The 19,882-nt window shown below is 25.4% G+C and carries 15 protein-coding genes and 1 riboswitch; of the genes, 13 read left to right on the forward strand and 2 right to left on the reverse strand.

What is annotated here, in order from left to right; genetic code table 11:
• Positions 1-164 precede the first annotated feature (164 nt).
• Positions 165-264: riboswitch (purine riboswitch) on the forward strand.
• A 72-nt stretch (positions 265-336) separates the two neighbouring features.
• The 6 genes from add (at position 337) to AZI32_RS09980 (ending at position 10,777) form a co-directional block, all read left to right on the forward strand.
• Entirely contained in the window at positions 337-1,326 is a 990-nt protein-coding gene (gene add / locus AZI32_RS09955) for an adenosine deaminase (protein WP_061995688.1), read from the forward strand.
• A gap of 260 nt (positions 1,327-1,586) precedes the next feature.
• A complete protein-coding gene (locus tag AZI32_RS09960; protein ID WP_010297479.1) occupies positions 1,587-2,267 on the forward strand; it encodes an ABC transporter ATP-binding protein in 681 nt (226 codons plus the stop codon).
• Positions 2,267-4,744 carry an FtsX-like permease family protein gene (locus AZI32_RS09965; RefSeq protein WP_061995689.1) on the forward strand — a complete coding sequence of 826 codons (2,478 nt, stop codon included), beginning with the start codon at positions 2,267-2,269 and terminating at the stop codon, positions 4,742-4,744. The genes AZI32_RS09960 and AZI32_RS09965 overlap by 1 nt, the downstream gene beginning before the upstream one ends.
• A 43-nt stretch (positions 4,745-4,787) precedes the next feature.
• Positions 4,788-5,468 (forward strand): ABC transporter ATP-binding protein, encoded by a 681-nt coding sequence (locus tag AZI32_RS09970; protein WP_061995690.1) that lies wholly within the window; start codon positions 4,788-4,790, stop codon positions 5,466-5,468.
• Entirely contained in the window at positions 5,468-7,942 is a 2,475-nt protein-coding gene (locus tag AZI32_RS09975; RefSeq protein WP_061995691.1) for an ABC transporter permease, read from the forward strand. The genes AZI32_RS09970 and AZI32_RS09975 overlap by 1 nt, the downstream gene beginning before the upstream one ends.
• 321 nt (positions 7,943-8,263) lie before the next feature.
• Entirely contained in the window at positions 8,264-10,777 is a 2,514-nt protein-coding gene (locus AZI32_RS09980; RefSeq protein ID WP_061995692.1) for an FtsX-like permease family protein, read from the forward strand.
• 55 nt (positions 10,778-10,832) lie between these two features.
• Here AZI32_RS09980 and msrA read toward each other — a convergent pair whose 3' ends face one another.
• Positions 10,833-11,408 (reverse strand): peptide-methionine (S)-S-oxide reductase MsrA, encoded by a 576-nt coding sequence (gene msrA / locus AZI32_RS09985; RefSeq protein ID WP_010297455.1) that lies wholly within the window; start codon positions 11,406-11,408, stop codon positions 10,833-10,835.
• 553 nt (positions 11,409-11,961) lie between these two features.
• Here msrA and AZI32_RS09990 point away from each other — a divergent pair.
• The 5 genes from AZI32_RS09990 to hydF all read left to right on the forward strand — a co-directional run bounded on the left by AZI32_RS09990 (position 11,962) and on the right by hydF (position 17,075).
• A complete protein-coding gene (locus AZI32_RS09990) occupies positions 11,962-12,378 on the forward strand; it encodes a hypothetical protein (protein ID WP_061995693.1) in 417 nt (138 codons plus the stop codon).
• A gap of 668 nt (positions 12,379-13,046) precedes the next feature.
• Positions 13,047-13,295: a TM1266 family iron-only hydrogenase system putative regulator gene (locus AZI32_RS09995; protein ID WP_010297449.1), complete on the forward strand. Its 249-nt coding sequence runs from the start codon at positions 13,047-13,049 to the stop codon at positions 13,293-13,295.
• Positions 13,296-13,377: 82 nt separating this feature from the next.
• On the forward strand, positions 13,378-14,415 hold the full coding sequence (gene hydE / locus AZI32_RS10000; protein ID WP_061995701.1) for a [FeFe] hydrogenase H-cluster radical SAM maturase HydE: 1,038 nt from the start codon (positions 13,378-13,380) through the stop codon (positions 14,413-14,415).
• 86 nt (positions 14,416-14,501) lie between these two features.
• On the forward strand, positions 14,502-15,878 hold the full coding sequence (gene hydG / locus AZI32_RS10005; RefSeq protein WP_061995694.1) for a [FeFe] hydrogenase H-cluster radical SAM maturase HydG: 1,377 nt from the start codon (positions 14,502-14,504) through the stop codon (positions 15,876-15,878).
• 12 nt (positions 15,879-15,890) lie between these two features.
• Positions 15,891-17,075, forward strand: coding sequence for a [FeFe] hydrogenase H-cluster maturation GTPase HydF (gene hydF, locus AZI32_RS10010; RefSeq protein ID WP_061995695.1), 1,185 nt, complete (start codon positions 15,891-15,893; stop codon positions 17,073-17,075).
• A 406-nt stretch (positions 17,076-17,481) separates the two neighbouring features.
• Here the strand turns inward: hydF and AZI32_RS10015 are convergent, their stop codons facing one another.
• The gene (locus tag AZI32_RS10015; protein ID WP_061995696.1) at positions 17,482-17,955 is read right to left on the reverse strand and encodes a GNAT family N-acetyltransferase; all 474 of its coding nucleotides are present in this window, start codon (positions 17,953-17,955) and stop codon (positions 17,482-17,484) included.
• 205 nt (positions 17,956-18,160) lie between these two features.
• On the opposite strand from AZI32_RS10015, the gene AZI32_RS10020 reads away from it, so the two are divergent.
• Together AZI32_RS10020 and AZI32_RS10025 are read left to right on the forward strand one after the other, a co-directional pair.
• Positions 18,161-18,580 (forward strand): hypothetical protein, encoded by a 420-nt coding sequence (locus AZI32_RS10020; RefSeq protein ID WP_061995697.1) that lies wholly within the window; start codon positions 18,161-18,163, stop codon positions 18,578-18,580.
• Between the two features lie 274 nt (positions 18,581-18,854).
• On the forward strand, positions 18,855-19,340 hold the full coding sequence (locus AZI32_RS10025) for a flavodoxin (RefSeq protein WP_061995698.1): 486 nt from the start codon (positions 18,855-18,857) through the stop codon (positions 19,338-19,340).
• Positions 19,341-19,882: the final 542 nt, after the last annotated feature.

The following is a 19,882-nucleotide window of genomic DNA, read 5'->3' on the forward strand; positions in this document are numbered from 1 at the left end:
TCTTAACTAAAATAATCTGTTAGTTATTGAAAAAATATTAATTTAAGTTTTCTCATTTGATAAATGAATAAGTTTAAGATTTAATTTGGGAACTCTATATAAATATATTTAAAATGTAAAATTTTAATAAAAATCTATTGACACTTTTCTTTAAACCATTTATAATCACTAAAAAGTAGTAACTTCGTATAACTCCAATAATATGGTTTGGGGGTCTCTACCAGGTACCGTAAATTCCTGATTACGAAGAAGAGAGTGTAACATTATCTTCTTCGTAATCAGGAATTTTTTTGTTATGCTACATAAAATATTTTATATAATAGGGGGAATTTATTAATGAAAAATTGTTTGCCAAAAATAGATTTACATTGTCATTTAGATGGAAGTGTTAGACCAGAAACAATACTAGATTTAGCTAAAAAGGAAGATGTTAAACTATTTTCATATGATATAGATGATATAAAAAAGGCACTTATAGCACCATTTGATTGTGAGTCTTTAAATGAATATTTAGAAAGATTTAAAATACCAAATGATATAATGCAGTCAAAAGAAAGTTTAAAAAGAATAACCTTTGAATTATTAGAGGATGCAGCAAAGGAAAATGTTAAATATATAGAAATAAGATTTGCACCATTACTTCACACATTAAAAGGGTTATCAGTAGATGAGATTATACAAAGTGTAATTGATGGTATAAAACTTGGGGAAGAAAAGTATGAGATAAAAGGAAATTTAATATTAAGTTGTATGAGAAATATGGGCGAGGATGCAGCTATAAAAGTTATTGAAGAAGGAAAAAAATTCTTAGGAAATTATGTTGTTGCCATAGATTTATGTGGACCAGAAGAAAAGGGATTTGTACATGATTTTGTAAAAGCCATAAGACTTGCTAGAGAATATGGATATAGAGTAACTATTCACGCTGGTGAAACAGGATTTGGTATAAATGTTTTAGATGCAGTAAAACTTTTAGGTGCAGAAAGAATAGGTCATGGAATATTTATAACTAACTGTGATGAAGCTTATAAAATAGTAAAAGAAAAAGGGATAACTCTTGAAACATGCCCAACAAGTAACGTTCAAACTAAGGCTGTAAAATCTTTTGATAGCCATCCGTTTTATGATTTTTACAAAGATGGAATCAACGTTACAATAAATACAGACAATAGAACAGTTTCTAATATAGATATGACAAATGAATGTAATATTGCCTTTGAGAAATTTAAAATAAATAATGATGATTATAAGAATATATATTTAAAAACAGTGGAAGCAACATTTGCAGACGAAGACACTAAAGAGTGGTTAAAACAGTTTATTTAGTTAAATGAATTGTTTAACTTAGAAAAATTAAAAATAATAATGAAAAGCCTGTGTTTAAAATAAAATTTAAATTTTTAAACACAGGCTTTTTCTATATAAAATTATAGGTTAAGAGTTATTTATTACATTTAAATTTTTACAAAATGCTAAAATAAAAACAGAATATTATGAAAATTATATATATTAATATAGTATATATTTACCAAATGAACTATAATATATATTATATATTCTAAAGCGAGATGAAAGGAGGAAAAGTTTTGGAACTTTTAAGAACTGAATATTTAACTAAAAGTTATGGATTTAAAGAAACGGAAGTTAAAGCTTTAAAACCTACAGATTTTAGTATAAATGAAGGTGAATTTACTGCCATTATCGGTCCAAGTGGTTCAGGAAAAAGTACACTACTACATCTTTTAGCAGGTCTTGATAAACCATCAAGTGGTAAAGTGTATATTAATGGAAAAGAAATATATTCTATGAGTGAAAAGGAGCTTTCTAAGTTTAGAAGAACTAATATAGGATTTATATTTCAGTTTTTTAATCTTATTCCTATACTTTCTATAGAAGAAAATATTAAATTACCAATTTTAATGGATGGAAGAAAAGTTGATGAAGATTATTTTAATGAAATAATAGAAACTTTAGGACTTACCGATAGAAAAAGACACCTTCCTGGAGAAGTATCAGGAGGACAACAGCAAAGAGCATCAATAGCACGAGCGTTAATTACAAAACCTTCAATAATATTTGCCGATGAACCTACTGGAAATTTAGATAGTAAAAATAGTGAAGAAGTAATGGACCTACTTACAATGTCAATTAAAAAATATAATCAAACTTTAGTTATGATAACACATGATCCTAAAATAGCAGAAAGAGCAGATAGAATAATAACTATATCTGATGGCGAGATAAGTGGAGATAGGAGGACTCATTAATGAAAAGTTTTTGGGGGCTTATTCCACGTAATATATTAAAAAATAAGAAAAGAAATTTTTTAATAGGAGTATCAATTATGCTAGCAGCAGCCCTTATTACCTCTTTAAGCATAATTGAAAGCTCTATAATTAAAAATGCAAAACAGGGATATATAGATGCTTCTGGCGGAATTTATGATGTTCTGGCATATGAAAATGGATGTAAAGATATAAGTAAATTCAAAGAAGATGAAATTTTTAAAAAAGCAACGATGGTTACTAATGTTGGTATTCATAAAGTTAAACATTCCAAAACAGAAATATCAATAGATGGTTATGATGAAAATGCAAAGTATATTTTAAACTTTAAACTTTTAAAAGGTAAATATCCAGAAAAAGAAAATGAAATAGCAATTGAATCTTGGATTTTAGATGAAATTCTTCCAAACTATAAATTAGGTGACAAGATAAATTTAAGTTATGAAAATAATAGTTCACAAAACAAGAAATTAACCGGTGAAAATGAGTTTACCTTAGTAGGTGTTATAAAGTACACAAGAGAAGAAGATTCATTAAAAAATAGAGGTAAGGCATATATAACTGATGATTATGCTAAAAAAATAGTTAAGTATTTTCCCGTAAAATATAGTGCATATGGAATAAAAAAAGATAAATATTCTTTAGAAGATATTGATATTATATTAGGCGTTACTAAGGATTATGAACAAATGTCTATATACCATAATTATTTTAAAGAATTTGCCTTAGATGGAATAAAGGTTTTAAATGGAACATTTAAAATGATATTTTGGATTGTGGGAGTAGTAGCAGCAATTGTTATTTATAATATCTTTAACATAATGGTTACAGAAAGAACTAAAGATTTTGGTATATTTAGGGCTTTAGGTACATCACCAGGAAAAATTAAGGTTTTAGTTATTTTAGAAGGTATTGCTTTAGGGGTGATATTTATACCTATAGGTATATTAATTGGAGGAGCTTTTATTACATTACTTATAAATAATGTTAATTTATCTAATTTTTATATACCTAGAGATGGATTAAAATGGTCTTGCATAGTGGGATTCTTATCTATAATAGGTGGTTCGTATTTCCCTGCTAAAAAAGCTTCAAAAATAACACCTATGGAAGCTATTTTTTCAAATAATAATTTAGAGTTGAAAGGTCATATGTTAAAACCAGGATTGGAACCAGAAGAAAAATTTAGAAAAAATTTTTCATTTATATCTAATATGGCCTATTTAAATTTAATTAGAAATAAAAAACGTTTTATAACAACAGTCATATCTTTTAATATAACAATAATAATGTTCTTTGCAGTCAATTATATAATAACTACTATAAATCCTGTCAAATCTTTCAAAAAAGATTTTTCGTCAGATTTTATTATAACAACGTCTACAGATAAAAGAATAAGTGAAACTTTTATAGATGATATATCAAATTTATCATCAGTAAATGTAGTTTCAAAAGACAAGGTATTAAGTTGTAATGTACAGATTCCTAAAAGAGCTTTAACTAAATCAGGATATAATTATTTAAAAGCTGAATCTAAATCAAATAAATCTGAACTTGATAATTTAAATAATGGAATATATAAATTTATTAGTGATATCCATGGATATGATAAAAATGAAATAGAAAGGTTCAAGGAGTTTGTTATAGATGGAGAAATTAATTTAGATGATATGCAAGAAAAACCATATGCAATATTAATCCAAAATCAATATAGTAAAGTTAAAGTAGGAGACCTTGTAGAAATCATGGCTCCAACATACGATAATGACGGTAACATTAAGGGAAATAAAATTATTGATTTTGTAGTTGTAGCATTGTTAGATGAAAATAAGGTAAAAATAGGTGAACGTTCAATAATGCCTATAATATCTAATAAAGCAATGACGAAATATTTGAATTTATCAAATTATAATAATATAAAAATAAATATAGATTATAAAGATAAATATGAAGATATAAAATCACAATTAAATGAAAAAATAAAAAATAAAAAGGAACTATCATTGTTAGATTATAAATCTGAATTAGAAAAGATAAAAAAAGATAGCAAGGCTAGAGTATTTATACTATATAGTTTTATAATAACTGTTTGTATAGTTGTAGTAATAAACATTGTAAATGTAATGAATATGAGCGTGATTTTAAGAAAAAAAGATATAAGTATGCTAAGAGCTATAGGAATAAGTAATAAAGGTGTAAAAGAAATGATATTAAAAGAAGGATTTTTTTATGGTATTTTTTCAGGGGTATCAGGTTCTATATTAGGAACTATAGTTTCATTTTTTATGTATAGTATAATAAAAAAACATATAAATGCAACAGTATCATGGAATATACCAATTATATCTATCATGGTTGCAATAGTTGTATCATTGATAATATGTTTATTAGCATCATTATTACCATTAAGAACTTTGTTTAAAGATAGCATTATACAATCTATAAGAGATATAGAATAGATTTATTAAAAATATTATATATATTTTAAAAGGGGATGAGTTTTTGGAACTTTTAAGAACTGAATATTTAACTAAAAGTTATGGATTTAAAGAAACGGAAGTTAAAGCTTTAAAACCTACGGATCTTAGTATAAATGAAGGTGAATTTACTGCCATTATAGGTCCAAGTGGTTCAGGAAAAAGTACACTACTACATCTTTTAGCAGGACTTGATAAACCATCAAGTGGTAAGGTGTATATTAATGGAAAAGAAATATATTCTATGAGTGAAAAAGAGCTTTCTAAGTTTAGAAGAACTAATATAGGATTCATATTTCAGTTTTTTAATCTTATTCCTATACTTTCTATAGAAGAAAATATTAAATTACCAATTTTAATGGATGGAAGAAAAGTTGATGAAGATTATTTTAAGGAAATAATAGAAACTTTAGGACTTACTGATAGAAAAAGACACCTTCCTGGAGAAGTATCAGGAGGGCAACAACAAAGAGCATCAATAGCACGAGCATTAATTACAAAACCTTCAATAATATTTGCAGATGAACCTACTGGAAACTTAGATAGTAAAAATAGTAAAGAAGTAATGGACCTACTTACAATGTCAATTAAGAAATATAATCAAACTTTAGTTATGATAACCCACGATCCTAAAATAGCAGAAAGAGCAGATAGAATAATAACTATATCTGATGGCGAGATAAGTGGAGATAGGAGGACTCATTAATGAAAAGTTTTTGGGGACTTATTCCACGTAATATATTGAAAAATAAAAAAAGAAATTTTCTAATAGGAGTATCAATTATGCTAGCAGCAGCTCTTATTACATCTTTGAGCATAATTGAAAGCTCTATAATTAAAAATGCAGAACAGGGATATATAGATGCTTCCGGTGGAATTTATGATGTTATGGCATATCAAAATGGATATAAAGGTATGAGTAAATTCAAAGAAGATGAAATTTTTAAAAAAGCAACAATAGTTACTAATGTTGGTATTCATAAAGTTAAAAATTCTAAAACAGAAATATCAATAGATGGTTATGATGAAAATGCAAAATATATTTTAAACTTTAAACTTTTAAAAGGTAAATACCCAGAAAAAGAAAATGAAATAGCAATTGAATCTTGGATTTTAGATGAAATAGTTCCAAACTATAAATTAGGTGATAAGATAAGTTTAAGTTATGAAAATAACAAAAAATTAACTGGTGAAAATGAGTTTACCTTAGTGGGTGTTATAAAGTATACAAGAGAAGATTATTTACTTAAAAATGAAGGTAAGGCATATATAACTAATGATTATGCTAAAAAAATAGTTAAAGATATTCCAGTAGAATATAGTGCATATGGAATAAAAAAAGATAAATATTCTTTAAAAGATGTTGATATTATATTAAAACTTACTAAGGATTATGAGCAAATGTTTATAAGGCCAAATGATATTAAAGAATTTATGTTAGATGGAATAAAAGTTTTAAATGGAACATTTAAAATGATATTTTGGGTTGTAGGAGTAGTAGCGGCAATTGTTATTTATAATATCTTTAATATAATGGTTACAGAACGAACCAAAGATTTTGGTATATTTAGGGCATTAGGTATATCACCAGAAAAAATTAAAATTTTAGTTATTTTAGAAGGTATTGCTTTAGGGGTAATATTTATACCTATAGGAATATTAATTGGAGGAGCTTTTATAACATTACTTATAAATAATGCAAATATATCAAATTTTTATATACCTAAAGATGGATTAAAATGGTCTTGTATAGTAGGATTTTTCTCTATAATAGGTGGTTCATATTTCCCAGCTAAAAGAGCTTCAAAAATAACACCTATGGAAGCTATTTTTTCAAATAATAATTTAGAGTTAAAAGGTCATATGTTAAAACCAGGATTGGAACCAGAAGAAAAATTTAGAAAGAATTTCTCATTCATATCTAATATGGCCTATTTAAATTTAATTAGAAATAAAAAACGTTTTATAACAACAGTTATATCTTTTAATATAACAATAATAATGTTTTTTGGAGTGAATTTCTTAATAGGAACAATGGACCCTATTAAAGATTTTAAAAATAAATTTGGTGGAGATTTCATAATTCAATCTTCTTCAATAGAAGGTAATCAAGGAATAAGCAAAGAGAACATTGAAAATATAGCTAAAATGCCTTCTGTTAATATAAAAGGTAAAGAGAAATATATAAGTAATGGATTAGAAGTACCTAAGGATAATGTAACTAGTGCAGGATGTGAATACTTAAAGGCTTCCTGTGGAGGTAATAAGTTATTATTAGATAATTTAAATAAAGGAATTTATAGATTTTATTCTGATTCATATGGATATGAAAAAGATGAAATAGAAAAGCTTAAGGAGTTTGTTAGACTTGGAGAGATTGATTATGAAAAAATGAGAGAAAATCCATATGTAATTTTAATACAAGACAAATATAGTAAAGTAAGTGAAGATGATTTTGTAAAGTTTAAAATTCCTTTATATGATGAGAATGGAGAGTTTAAAGATGAGGATACTGTGGAATTTAAAGTTATAGCAGTTTTAGATAAAAGTAAAGTAAATTTAGGTCAAAGAAGTATAACAGCTATAATGTCTAATGAGGCTATGGAAAGGTATTTAAATATAAAAAACTATAGAGAGTTAAAAGTAAGCTTGAGTGATGAAAACCAGTATGGTAATGTAAAAACATTAATCAATAAAGAAATAAAAAATTCAAAGGAAATAACTCTTCTAGATTATAAAAGTGAGCTAGAAAAACTGAAAAAAGATAGCAAAGACCAGTTGACGATATTATATAGCTTTATAGCTATTGTTTTTATAGTTGTAATAATAAACATTATAAATGTTATGAATATGAGTGTTATTTTACGAAAAAAAGATATAGGTATGCTAAGAGCTATAGGAATAGGCAACAAAGGAGTAAAAGAAATGATATTAAAAGAAGGATTGTTTTATGGCATAGTTTCAGGACTCTCAGGGTCAATTTTAGGTACAATACTAGTGTATATATTATTTGATATAGTAAAGAAAAGTGAAAATCAAATTATAGCATTTCATATTCCAATAGTCTCAATAGTACTTTCCTTAATTATATCTATAACAGTATGTGCAATATCAGCATTATTACCATTAAGAAAAGTGTTTAAAGATAGTATTATAGATTCATTAAGAAGTATAGAGTAATTAATTTGTTTTTTACAGATAAGGCTTTTGAAAATAATTTAAAAGTCTTATCTGTTTATTTTAACTTTTAACTATAGGGTTCCAAGTTGACTTTTAAAATTATCCATTACAAAACTTGGATACCTAAAATAGTGAGACATGCTCAGAATCACTTAGAATTTAACACTGCATCTTGTATGAAAATATTTTAAGGTTATTGAATAAATTTAAGTTGGAGCTTGTTTCCCTATAAATATAATTTGATGTTAAAGTTATACAAAAGTTATAAAAATTAAGTATAACTTTAATTTCACTATGTGTTAAAAGGAGATGAGTTAGTAAATGAATAGTTTTTTTTCCATAATTCCTAAAAACATATTGAAAAATAAAAAACGAAATTTTATTATAGGAGTTTCTATAATATTAGCTGTTTCATTGGTTATGGCTTTAAGTATTATAAAAGATTTAACTATAAAAGAATTAAATAATGAAGTGATAAATTTTTCAGGTGGAGTATATGATATTCAAGGAGCATCTAATGATTATAAAGATATAAGCAAATTTAAAAATGATCCTCTTTTTGGCAAGGTTACATTAGTAAATGATGTTGGAGTTTATAAAATGCCTAACTCTAAAACTGAGTTACAAATAAGTGGATATGATGATAATTTAGAGGAATTATTAAATTTTAATTTAATAGAAGGAAGATATCCTAAGAATGATAGTGAGATAGCAATACAAGATTGGGTATTAGAACAATTTCCTATAAGTTATAAAATAGGAGATAAAATTAAATTAGAGTATTCTTCAACGTATATGTCTAAAAATGGAATGAATATATTTAAAGATGAAAGGGAGTTTATATTAGTTGGAAAAGTAAGTTTTACAAGAGATGAGTTAATAGCTAAAAATAAAGGAGTGGCATGTATTACTAATGAATTTGCTAGAAAAATTTTAGGTGAAATTAATGTACAAACACTAGCATATGCTACAAACTCTAATCGATATTCATTAGATGATTTATTTATTGCTATAGGAATGATAGATGAATATAGAAATATTAATGTAAGAAATAATATGGGTAAATATTTTTTAGGTGGTACAATTAGGCTTGTTACAGTTACTTTTCAAATTTTATTTATAGTTATAGCCATAGTTGCAGGAATAGTAATTTATAACATATTTAATATAATGGTTACAGAGCGGATAAAGGAATTTGGAATATATAGAGCATTAGGTGCATCATCAAATAAGATAAAAATTATAGTTGTTTTAGAAGGTATTATGGTGGGGATAGTATTTATACCTATAGGAATATTAATAGGAACTTTCTTTATAAATATAGTAGTAATAGGATTAAGGAATAGTAGCAATAATTTATTAAACTTATTTAATGCACCTTTAAATGGTATTATTCAATCCTTTTTAATAGGAATTTTAGCTATAATAATTGGATGTTATTTTCCAGCAAAAAAAGCATCAAAAATATCTCCAATAGAAGCAATAGTATCTAATAACAATTTAGAGTTAAAAGGTCATATGTTAAAAGAAGGTTTAAATCCTAAAAAAAGCATAAGAAGAAAACTAAATTTTGAAGGTAATATGGCATATTTAAATTTAGTTAGAAATAAAAGAAGGTTTATAACAACTGTTATTTCTTTTAATATAATAATAGTTTTGTTATTTACAGTAAATTATTTAATAGGAACAATAAATCCTATAAACGATTTTAAAAAATCTTTTAATAGTGATTTTATTTTAAATTCCTATAGTACTAATGGAAAAGATGGTATAACAGAAAAAACTATAAAAGATATAGAAAACATGGGGAATTTATATATAGATAAAAAAAGTAAAATTAAAAGTAGTGGCATGGAAATTCCACCGGATACAATAACATCAAAAGGATATAAATTTTTAGAGTCTGTAGTAAAGGGTGATAGTAATTCTAGAGAAAATTTACAAAAGGGTATATATAATTTTCCTATTAATGTATATGGATGTGATGAAAAAGAATTAAAGGTATTAGAAGAATATACAATTTTCAAAACTGAAGATATTAAAGGAATTAAAGATAAACCTTATGCCATAGTTTTGCAAAATGGGTATACTAATATTCAGGCTGATAATTTTGTTAAATTTAAAATCGATAAATTTAATGAAGATGGAGATTTTTTAGGAAGTGATACAGTACAGTTTAAAGTTGTAGGAATAATTGATGGGAGTAAGGTTGATGTAAGTTTAGATAGGGTTGCTCCATTTATAAGTAATGAAGCTATGAGCACATATTTAAATGAGCAAAAATATAGTGAAGTTAGAGTTAATTTAAGCAATAAAGGCTCTTATGAAACTGTGAAAGAAAAGTTAACAAATCAATTAAGAAATTCAAAGGAAATAGTTTTAAAAGATTATAAAGAAGAATTAGAAAAAGAAAAAGTTAAAAATAGAAATAAAACAGCTATATTGTATGGTTTTTTGGTTGTTATATCGATAATTACAGTAATAAATATTGTTAATGTAATGAAGATGAGCGTTGTTTTAAGAAAAAAAGATATAAGTATGTTACGTTCTATAGGATTGGATAATAAAAAAGTTAAGAAAATGATAATTTATGAAGGCTTATTTTACGGAGTGATATCTTCAATATCTGGATGCATAATTGGAACTTTTACAACTATAATAATTCATTTTATAAGCAAAGATATTATAAACACTACTTTAATATGGAAATTTCCGTTATTTACAATAATATTGGTTTTCTTTAGTTGTATTGTTATATGTTTGTTAGCAGCGTTAATGTCATTAAAAAATATTTACAATGGAACCATAGTTGAAAGTATAAAAAGTATAGAATAATTAAACCCTCATTATAACTAAATGATAAGCTATAATGGGGGTTAAAGCTTATATATTATTCATCTTTAAGTGGTAAGGTTTCATATATATTGTAATATTCGTCACCCCAATACTTATTTATAAATTCATCACGACCAGATCTTTCACGATCTTTTTTATATTCTTTAGAGTTCTTTTTATAAAAATTTTGATGATATTCCTCAGCATTATAAAACGTAGTAGCAGGCAAGATTCTTGTTATTACTGGTTTTTCAAATCGCTTGGAATTGTTAAGGTTTTCTTTTGACTCTTCAGCTATAAGTTTTTGACCTTCAGTTAAATAAAATATTGCAGCTCTATATGAATTTCCCCTATCTTGAAATTGTCCTTCATCATCTGTTGGGTCAATTTGACGCCAAAATACATCTACAAGATCTTTATAAGATATTACTTTAGGGTCGAAGATAACTTCTATAGCTTCATAATGACCAGAACTTTGACTTTTTACATCTTTATAAGTTGGATTATCTAAGGTGCCTCCGATATATCCAGAGGTAACTTTTATGATTCCATCTAAAATATCAAAAGGTGATACCATACACCAAAAACATCCACCAGCAAATATAGCTTTTTCATAATTTTTAGTACACATAATAACACTCCCTTTCATAATAAGTTATAAAAATTTTATCACTTAAATTCAAAAATTTACAGCATAATATATAGGATGCCAAGATTATTTTTAAAATTATATATTCCAAAACTTAGATACTCAAAATAGTGAGACATACTATACTTAAAATCATTTAGAATTCAACACTATATCTTGTATGAAAATATTTTAAAGCTATTGAATAAATTTAAATTGGAGCGTGTTTTCCTATATATTTATAAAAATATAATTTATTTTGTGAAATAAATATAATAGTAAAATTTAAAGTTTTTATTTATAATTGACTTTTAATACAATAATTTGTAAAGTATAAAGATGTATAGGAATATAAGTGCAAATATTAATTTATACATAGAGATTTTTATTTTAGCTTAAAATAAGAATCCAGGATTTAAAGTTTGTATTTAAAATTATGTAAGTCCTTTATTATCAATAAAAATAATAAATATTTTAGGTTAGATAATGAATTAAAAATTGAGGTCTTATATAAAAGATAAAAACAAATTTAAAATATAATTTTAGGAGGAAATATATGTACGTAGTTTTAGGAAATGAAGCTGTAGATAGCAAAGAATTTAAAAATAAAATTGAAAGTGAAACAGATTTTAAGGTTGTAAAAGACATGTGTAAGGGGGCAAAAAGAGAAGATATATTAGCATATAATTTAAGTGTTAGCATAGATATATTAAATGAGATGATAATAGAAGCAGGTTTTAATCCAAAAGAATTAAGTGAAGATGAATTATTTGATGAGTATCTTACAGTAGCTGAAGATTTGGCTTTAGATTTAGAAGAATTAGTAGGTGAGGATTCAGTTTTAGATATAAAAGCTTATAAATGGGACCCATCAAGTAATGATATTAAATTAGTATTAGTTATAGCAGACTATGAACTTCCAGAGGTGAAAGTAAATGATGTAGTTCGTAGACTTTTAAAACAAGTGGAATAAGGCATATAAAAAGAAAGAATAAGCAAAAGAGTTGATTATGACCTAATTTGTATTGACAAATCTTTCTAAATAGCAGTATTATATAGTTGTATTTATTATTCATTTAAATAGAGAGAATTCTTTATTTTTTTGTTTAAATGTATTTAACTGTATTATAAAATTCTAATATAATAAGTAGAGTTTCAATTTTTTATACTTTATAAAATGATGTCTGACAGAAAAGAGAAAATCTAATCTGAAAGAGAAGTAATGATATAAATATAGAATGTATAAAATCATTTGTTAATGGTTTTATAAGAATACATATTGCTTAAAAATATATAGTTTTTAATTTGAAACTATATAAAAATTGAGCAATTTATTTGTAGCTCCATTATAATATAATAGATTTAAAATAATATTATATGGGGTGTATATAAGGTGTATATTTATATGACTAGTTTTCTTTTAGAAGACTAGTCTTTTTGAGTTTTGTTTTAAATATATTAGGCATATTAAAAAAATATAAATAAAAAATTCGAAACATATTTGTTACAAGATAAGAAGATGGAACTAGATTATAGTGTGGCTATATCTGGATTTTATCCATGAAGTATTCGTAATAAATAAGTAAGAATGCTGACTTATTATTTATTTGATTATGTCTTAAATTTATGGAGGAATTATATATGAAAAAAATAGCTGTTATAAGTGCAATACTTGAAGAGCCAATTAGTTGTCAAAATGAGTTTAATGAAGTTATCACAAAATTTAGAGGAAGTATAAAAGGTAGGATGGGTATACCTTTTGAAGAGGGAATTTCAGTTATATCTATAGTTGTTACAGGTGAGTTGAATGAGATAAATAGTCTTACTGGTAAGCTTGGAAATATAGAAGGAGTTACCGTTAAGACGTCAATTTCTAAAGTTGAGATATAATGCATAATCAAATATGCTTCAAATCTTTGGTCTATTATTTCTTTTCACATGCCTAATTAAATTTTATGGAGGAAACATGGCTATAAAAAAACTTTTAGACAAACTATATAGTACTAATAATTTAAATGAAGAGGAACTTTTATATTTACTAAACAATTTAGATGAAGAAGGGATTAACTATCTTACAGAACTAGCTCATAAAACAGCTATACACAATTATAATAACAGTGTGTACATAAGAGGACTTATAGAATTTACTAATTACTGTAGTAGAAACTGTATATATTGTGGAATAAGGGCATGTAATAAAAATGCTCAGAGATATAGGTTAACTAAAGATGAGATTTTAGAGTGTGTAGAAAAAGGAGATAAATTAGGATATAAAACATTTGTATTACAAGGTGGAGAAGATTCATATTTTACTGATGAGAAAATAATAGATATTGTTCAGAGTATAAAAAAGAAGTGTCCAGATTGTGCTGTAACTTTATCTATTGGAGAAAGAAGTTATAAATCATATAAAGATATAAAAAAAGCAGGTGTAGATAGATATTTGTTAAGACATGAAACTGCTAATAAAAATCTTTATGAAAGTCTTCATCCTAATAGTAGTTTTGAAAATAGAGTACAATGTTTGTTGAATTTAAAAGAACTTGGATACCAAATTGGTGCTGGATTTATGGTAGGAATACCAGGTCAAACTAATGAAGATTTAGTTAAAGATTTATTATTTATAAAAAAACTTACACCACATATGTGTGGAATAGGGCCATTTATTCCTCATAAAGACACCATATTTAAAGATGAAAAAAGTGGAACCACTAAAAAAACAATAATAATGTTAGCATTGACAAGGCTGTTAGTTCCAAAAGTCTTATTACCAGCAACTACAGCGTTAGGAACAATAGATTCAAATGGTAGAGAAAAAGGTATAAAAGCAGGAGCTAATGTAGTTATGCCAAATTTATCACCTAATAAGGTGCGAGAAAAATATGCACTTTATAATGGTAAAGTATCAAGTGGTGATGAAGCTGCAGAATGTAAAAAAGAGATAGAGGATAGAATAAATTCTATTGGATTTAAAGTGGAAATATCAAGAGGCGATAGTAAGGTATTATAATATAACTGTACTAAATTGCTAATTATAATTTTAATAACAAGAAATAAAGTTAAAAATAATAAGTTTATTGATAATGGAGGATTTTTATGTTTATAAAACATGATTATATAGAAAGTATTTTAGAAAAGGCTAAAAGTGCATCAAAGGAAGATATACAAAGGGTTTTAGATAAAGCTAAAGAACGTAAAGGATTAAGTCATGAAGATATAGCAATATTACTTCAAATTGAAGATGAAAATCAATTAATGGAAATGTATAAAATTGCAGGAGATATAAAACAATCTATTTATGGAAAAAGAGTAGTTCTTTTTGCACCTCTTTATGTTAGTGATTATTGCGTAAACAACTGTGTTTATTGTGGATATAAAAGATGTAATAAATTTAATAGAAGAAAGTTAACTCAAGCAGAAGTTGCTGAGGAAGTTAGAATTTTAGAAAAAATGGGTCATAAAAGATTGGCATTAGAACTTGGAGAAGATCCAGTGAATGCACCAATTGAGTATGTGCTTGAATGTTTAGATACAATATATAAAACTCAAAATAGTAATGGAGAGATAAGAAGAGTTAATGTAAATATAGCAGCAACTACTGTAGAAAATTATAAAAAATTAAAAGATGCCAATATAGGAACATATATATTATTCCAAGAAACTTATCATAAGCCAAGTTATGAGGCAATGCATCCAAACTCATTAAAATCTGATTATATGTATCACTTAACAGCTTTTGATAGAGCTATGGAATCAGGAATAGAAGATGTTGGTGCTGGGGTATTATTTGGACTTGCTGATTATAAATTTGAAGTATTATCACTTATGATTCATAATGAACATTTGGAAGAAAAATTCAATGTAGGGTTCCATACAATTTCTGTTCCAAGACTTAAAAAAGCTGAAGGTATGACTTTAGAAAACTTTCCTAATTTAGTAGATGATGAAACCTTCAAAAAAATAGTTACTATAATAAGAATAGCTGTACCTTTTACAGGAATAATTCTTTCTACTAGAGAAAGTGCTAGTATGAGAAAAGAACTTTTAAAATATGGGGTATCACAAGTTAGTGCAGGCTCTATAACTGGTGTTGGTGGATACAAAGAGCAAGAGGAAGGTAACAATGTAGATCAGTTTACTGTTTCAGATAATAGAAGTCCTATAGAAGTTTTAAATGAATTATTAGATGACGGTTATATTCCAAGCTATTGTACTGCTTGTTATAGAAAGGGAAGAACTGGGGAAAGGTTTATGACTCTTGCCAAATCAGGACAAATTCAAAATGTATGTGAGCCTAATGCCATGACTACATTAATGGAATATGCATTAGATTATGGTGATGATAAGTTTATTGAAAAAGCAGAAAAAACTATAATAGATAACTTAAAATATATAAAAAGAGAAGATATAAGAGAACTTGTCAAAGAAAATATTAAAAAATTAAAAGAAGGAAAAAGAGATCTTTATATCTAAAGAGAGGTTTATATGAATACTACACCAAATAGTAATAGAAAACATATAGCTATATATGGAAAAGCTAATGCAGGTAAATCCTCATTAATGAATAGATTTTTCAACTCAAAGGTTGCTTTAGTATCAGAAACAAAAGGAACAACCACAGACCCTGTATTAAAACCTATGGAGTTAATTCCTGTAGGACCTGTAGTTTTTATTGATACTGCAGGTATTGATGATATAAGTGAACTTGGAAAATTAAGAGTAAATAAAACTTTAGAAATATTAAAAAGAACAGATATCGCTATATATGTTATGGATATAAATGATATAGATCTAACCTATTATGACAAAATGAAAAGTGAGTTTAAAAGATTTAATATACCACACATATTAGTGTTTAATAAAATAGATATTATAAGTGAAGAAAATTTATTTTTATTAAAAGATAAGTTTAAAGAAGCTGTATTTATATCAAGTGAAACTAAAGAAGGCTACAATAATTTAATTGATGTTTTAATAAAAAAAGTAGGAGAAACTGAAGAAGATTTGCCTATAATTGGGGATTTACTTCCTTATAATAGTAAGGTTATTCTTGTAGTACCAATTGATAGTGAAGCACCAAAAGGAAGACTTATATTACCTCAAGTTCAGTGTATAAGAGATTGTTTAGATAATGGCATAAAAAGTTATGTTGTAAGAGATACAGAGCTTGAATCGGCTCTTGAAGATGTTAAGGATGTTGACTTAGTGATTACTGATTCTCAAGCTTTTAAAAAAGTTGATAAAATTGTTCCAAAGAATATTAATTTAACTAGCTTTTCAATGCTTTTTGCAAGACAAAAGGGTGATTTAAAAGAGTTTTTATATGGGGCAAATAAAGTTGAAGATTTAAATGAGAATTCTAAAATACTTATTTGTGAAAGTTGTTCACACAATGTTTCTCATGAGGATATAGGAAGAGTAAAAATTCCTAAACTTCTTAATAAACATGTTGGGTTTAACTTAACTTATGAGTATAGAGTAGGTCATGATTTTCCAGAGGATATAGAAAAATATGATTTAATTATACATTGTGGTGCATGTATGATTAATAGAAAAACAGTGTTAAATAGAGTTAGATTATGTAAGGAAAAAAATATACCGATAACTAATTATGGGGTTTTAATAGCCTATTTAAACGGAATATTAGATAGAGCTAAAAGTATATTTTAAAAGAATAAATAAAAATAAAAGCTATATAAAAACAAGGATACTGTTTTTATATAGCTTTTAAATTTGTATAATATTTTATAGATAGTTAACAGCTTATTTTAGTTAACTATAGTGCTACTTATTTTTATCAACTGATAACAAAGATTTGATGAATGAACTTTATATAGGATTCCAAGTTGACTTTAAAAATTGTCCATTCCAAAACTTGGATAACTAAAATAGTGAGACATGCTCTGAATCACTTGGAATTCAACACTGTATCTCGTATATAAATAATTTAAAGTTATTGAATAAATTTAAATTGGAGATTGTTTCCCTATAACATATGTTAAATATATTTTATATGTAATAATTTAATGTTAAATAAAAAGGATAAAAATAAGTATTAAATGAAAGTACGTATAAATTAGAGCATCATGGAAACAAAAAAGTAATCATCTATTAATTCTATTTTCGAACCTTTATTTATCCAAATTTTTCTAGATGGTATATTATCTTTTTTTATTTTAGAAGATAAGTGTTTTATTCCTTTTGATTTTGCATAATTCAAAATTTGAGAGAAAGCTTCACTTGTATATCCTTTCTTCCAATATTTACTGCTAATCCAATAACCAATTTCAGCTTTTTTAAGTTTTATATTTTGATGACTTAAAGAGATTGTTCCAATGGCAATTTCTTTATATAAAATAGCGAATATCTCTGCATTATTAACTTTGGACCAGTGATTGTTATAGATAATAAATTCATTATGAGATATATTGCTTTTTTTTGCACCTAAAGAATCCTGTAATTTATTATCTGTATTTAATATTTTAACAAGTTCATTTGCAAAAGTATTATTAATTTTTGCAAGAGTAATATTATTTGTATTATTAACCACAATAAAGACCTACCTTTTATCATTTACCATACTAAACTTTATTTTAAAAATTAGTAATAGGTATATCTATAGTATATACCTATATAGAAATATATGCCAGAATATGCATTATTATAAAGATTTTTGTTTATACATTTAGATAAAAGGTTTTCAAATAATGCTATAGAATATAAGTAATGGAACTGTTTTAAAGGAGATTATAATAATGAATAGAAATAAAAAAATATTTAATGGTATAATTTTATTTACTATATATTTTCTATCAATAGTATATAAATATAATCATGATGTTAAACTTGAAAAATATATTTCTAAATTTAACGAGGTAAAAATAGTATATTCACAAGGATTTAAAAAGAAAGATTATAAAATAACTAATACATTAGAGGTAACTAAGTTTTATGATTATTTGTGCAAACAGAAGGTAAATAGAAGCTTTTGGAAAGGCGTTGATGGAGATATAAAAAAATATCATATAAGTTTTAAAATTGACAAAGATAAAATTAATGAATTAGTTATTTTTGAAAATGGTAAAATATTAATTAATCATATTGAATATGATTTAAATAAAGATATTTTTAATAATGTAGAATTTCAAAATATAGTTTCAGGCAAAGAAATATAACTTGTCCAGTTATTATAATTCATGGGGATAATGATGATGAAGAAGTTCAATTGTGTAAAAGGTCTAAAAATGCAATGAATTACTTAAAAAATAGTGATATTGTAGTTATCCATGGAGAAAATCATAGTTTTATTAATCATTATGACAAATTAGTAGAAATTATTACAAAATGGGTTTTAAAACATTTTAAATAAAATAGAAAAGTATAGTGTTTAAACTCCAAGTATTAGCCTATAATTTAGTATTATATACTAGGAAGAGAAGGTGTGTATTAATGAAAAGTTTAGTAGTGTTTTTTTCATTAGAAAATAATACAAAAACAATAGCTAAGGCTATTAGTGATGAACTTGATTGTGAATTACTAGAGTTAAAATCTAAAAAACAATATCCTACTTCAGGATTTAAAAAATTCTTGTGGGGTGGCAAAAGTGTTTTGTTTAAAGAAAAACCAGAGATTCTACCATTGGATGTAGACCTTGATAAATATGATAATATACTTATTGGAACGCCTATTTGGGTAGGAACTTTCGCACCACCAATAAAGACTTTTATAGAAACTAATGAAATAGAAAATAAAAATATAGCAGTGTTTGTATGTCATGGTGGTGGTGGTATATCAAGATGTTATAAGGATTTAGAAAAACAATTGCCAAACAACAAATTTAAAGGATATGTAGAATTTTTAGAACCTTTAAAAAAAGATACATGTGAAGCTATTAATAAAGCAAAAAAATGGGCAAAATCATTAGATTTAAAATAGAATTTTAAATTTCAAACTAACTTAATATAATTATTAGATGAAATTTTTTATTATATAGTTTAAAAGGGGTATCCAAGTTTTGGAATGAATAAATTTAAAGAGTCAACTTTCAACCCTATATAGGTATGCAATCTATAACTTAAATTTATACATCAAATTTTTGTTATCAGTTGAGAAAATAAGTACAAATATAGTTAGTTAAGAATTATGAATTAAGAATTTAGGATGAAAGTGGCAACCACTTTCTGAAAATGATTTAAAAAAATCTATCAATATAATTTGCTTTGCAAGTTTATAAAAAGATACGGTGAGAATTACTAGGAACGAAGTGAGTAGTAATAACCATAACTGTTAACTATTAACTCTTAACTAAAATAATCTGTTAGTTATTGATAAAATATTAATTTGAGTTTTCTCATTTGATAAATGAATAACTTTAAAACTTAACTTTGAACTCTATAATCATATTAGGGTGTGTCTGAAAACTAATTAGTGCAAAAGATTTAAATTTTAGATATAATAATATCAAAAAAACTATGAGG

The sequence above is a fragment of the Clostridium sp. ATCC 25772 genome (assembly GCF_001573875.1).
Taxonomy (GTDB): domain Bacteria; phylum Bacillota; class Clostridia; order Clostridiales; family Clostridiaceae; genus Clostridium_J; species Clostridium_J senegalense.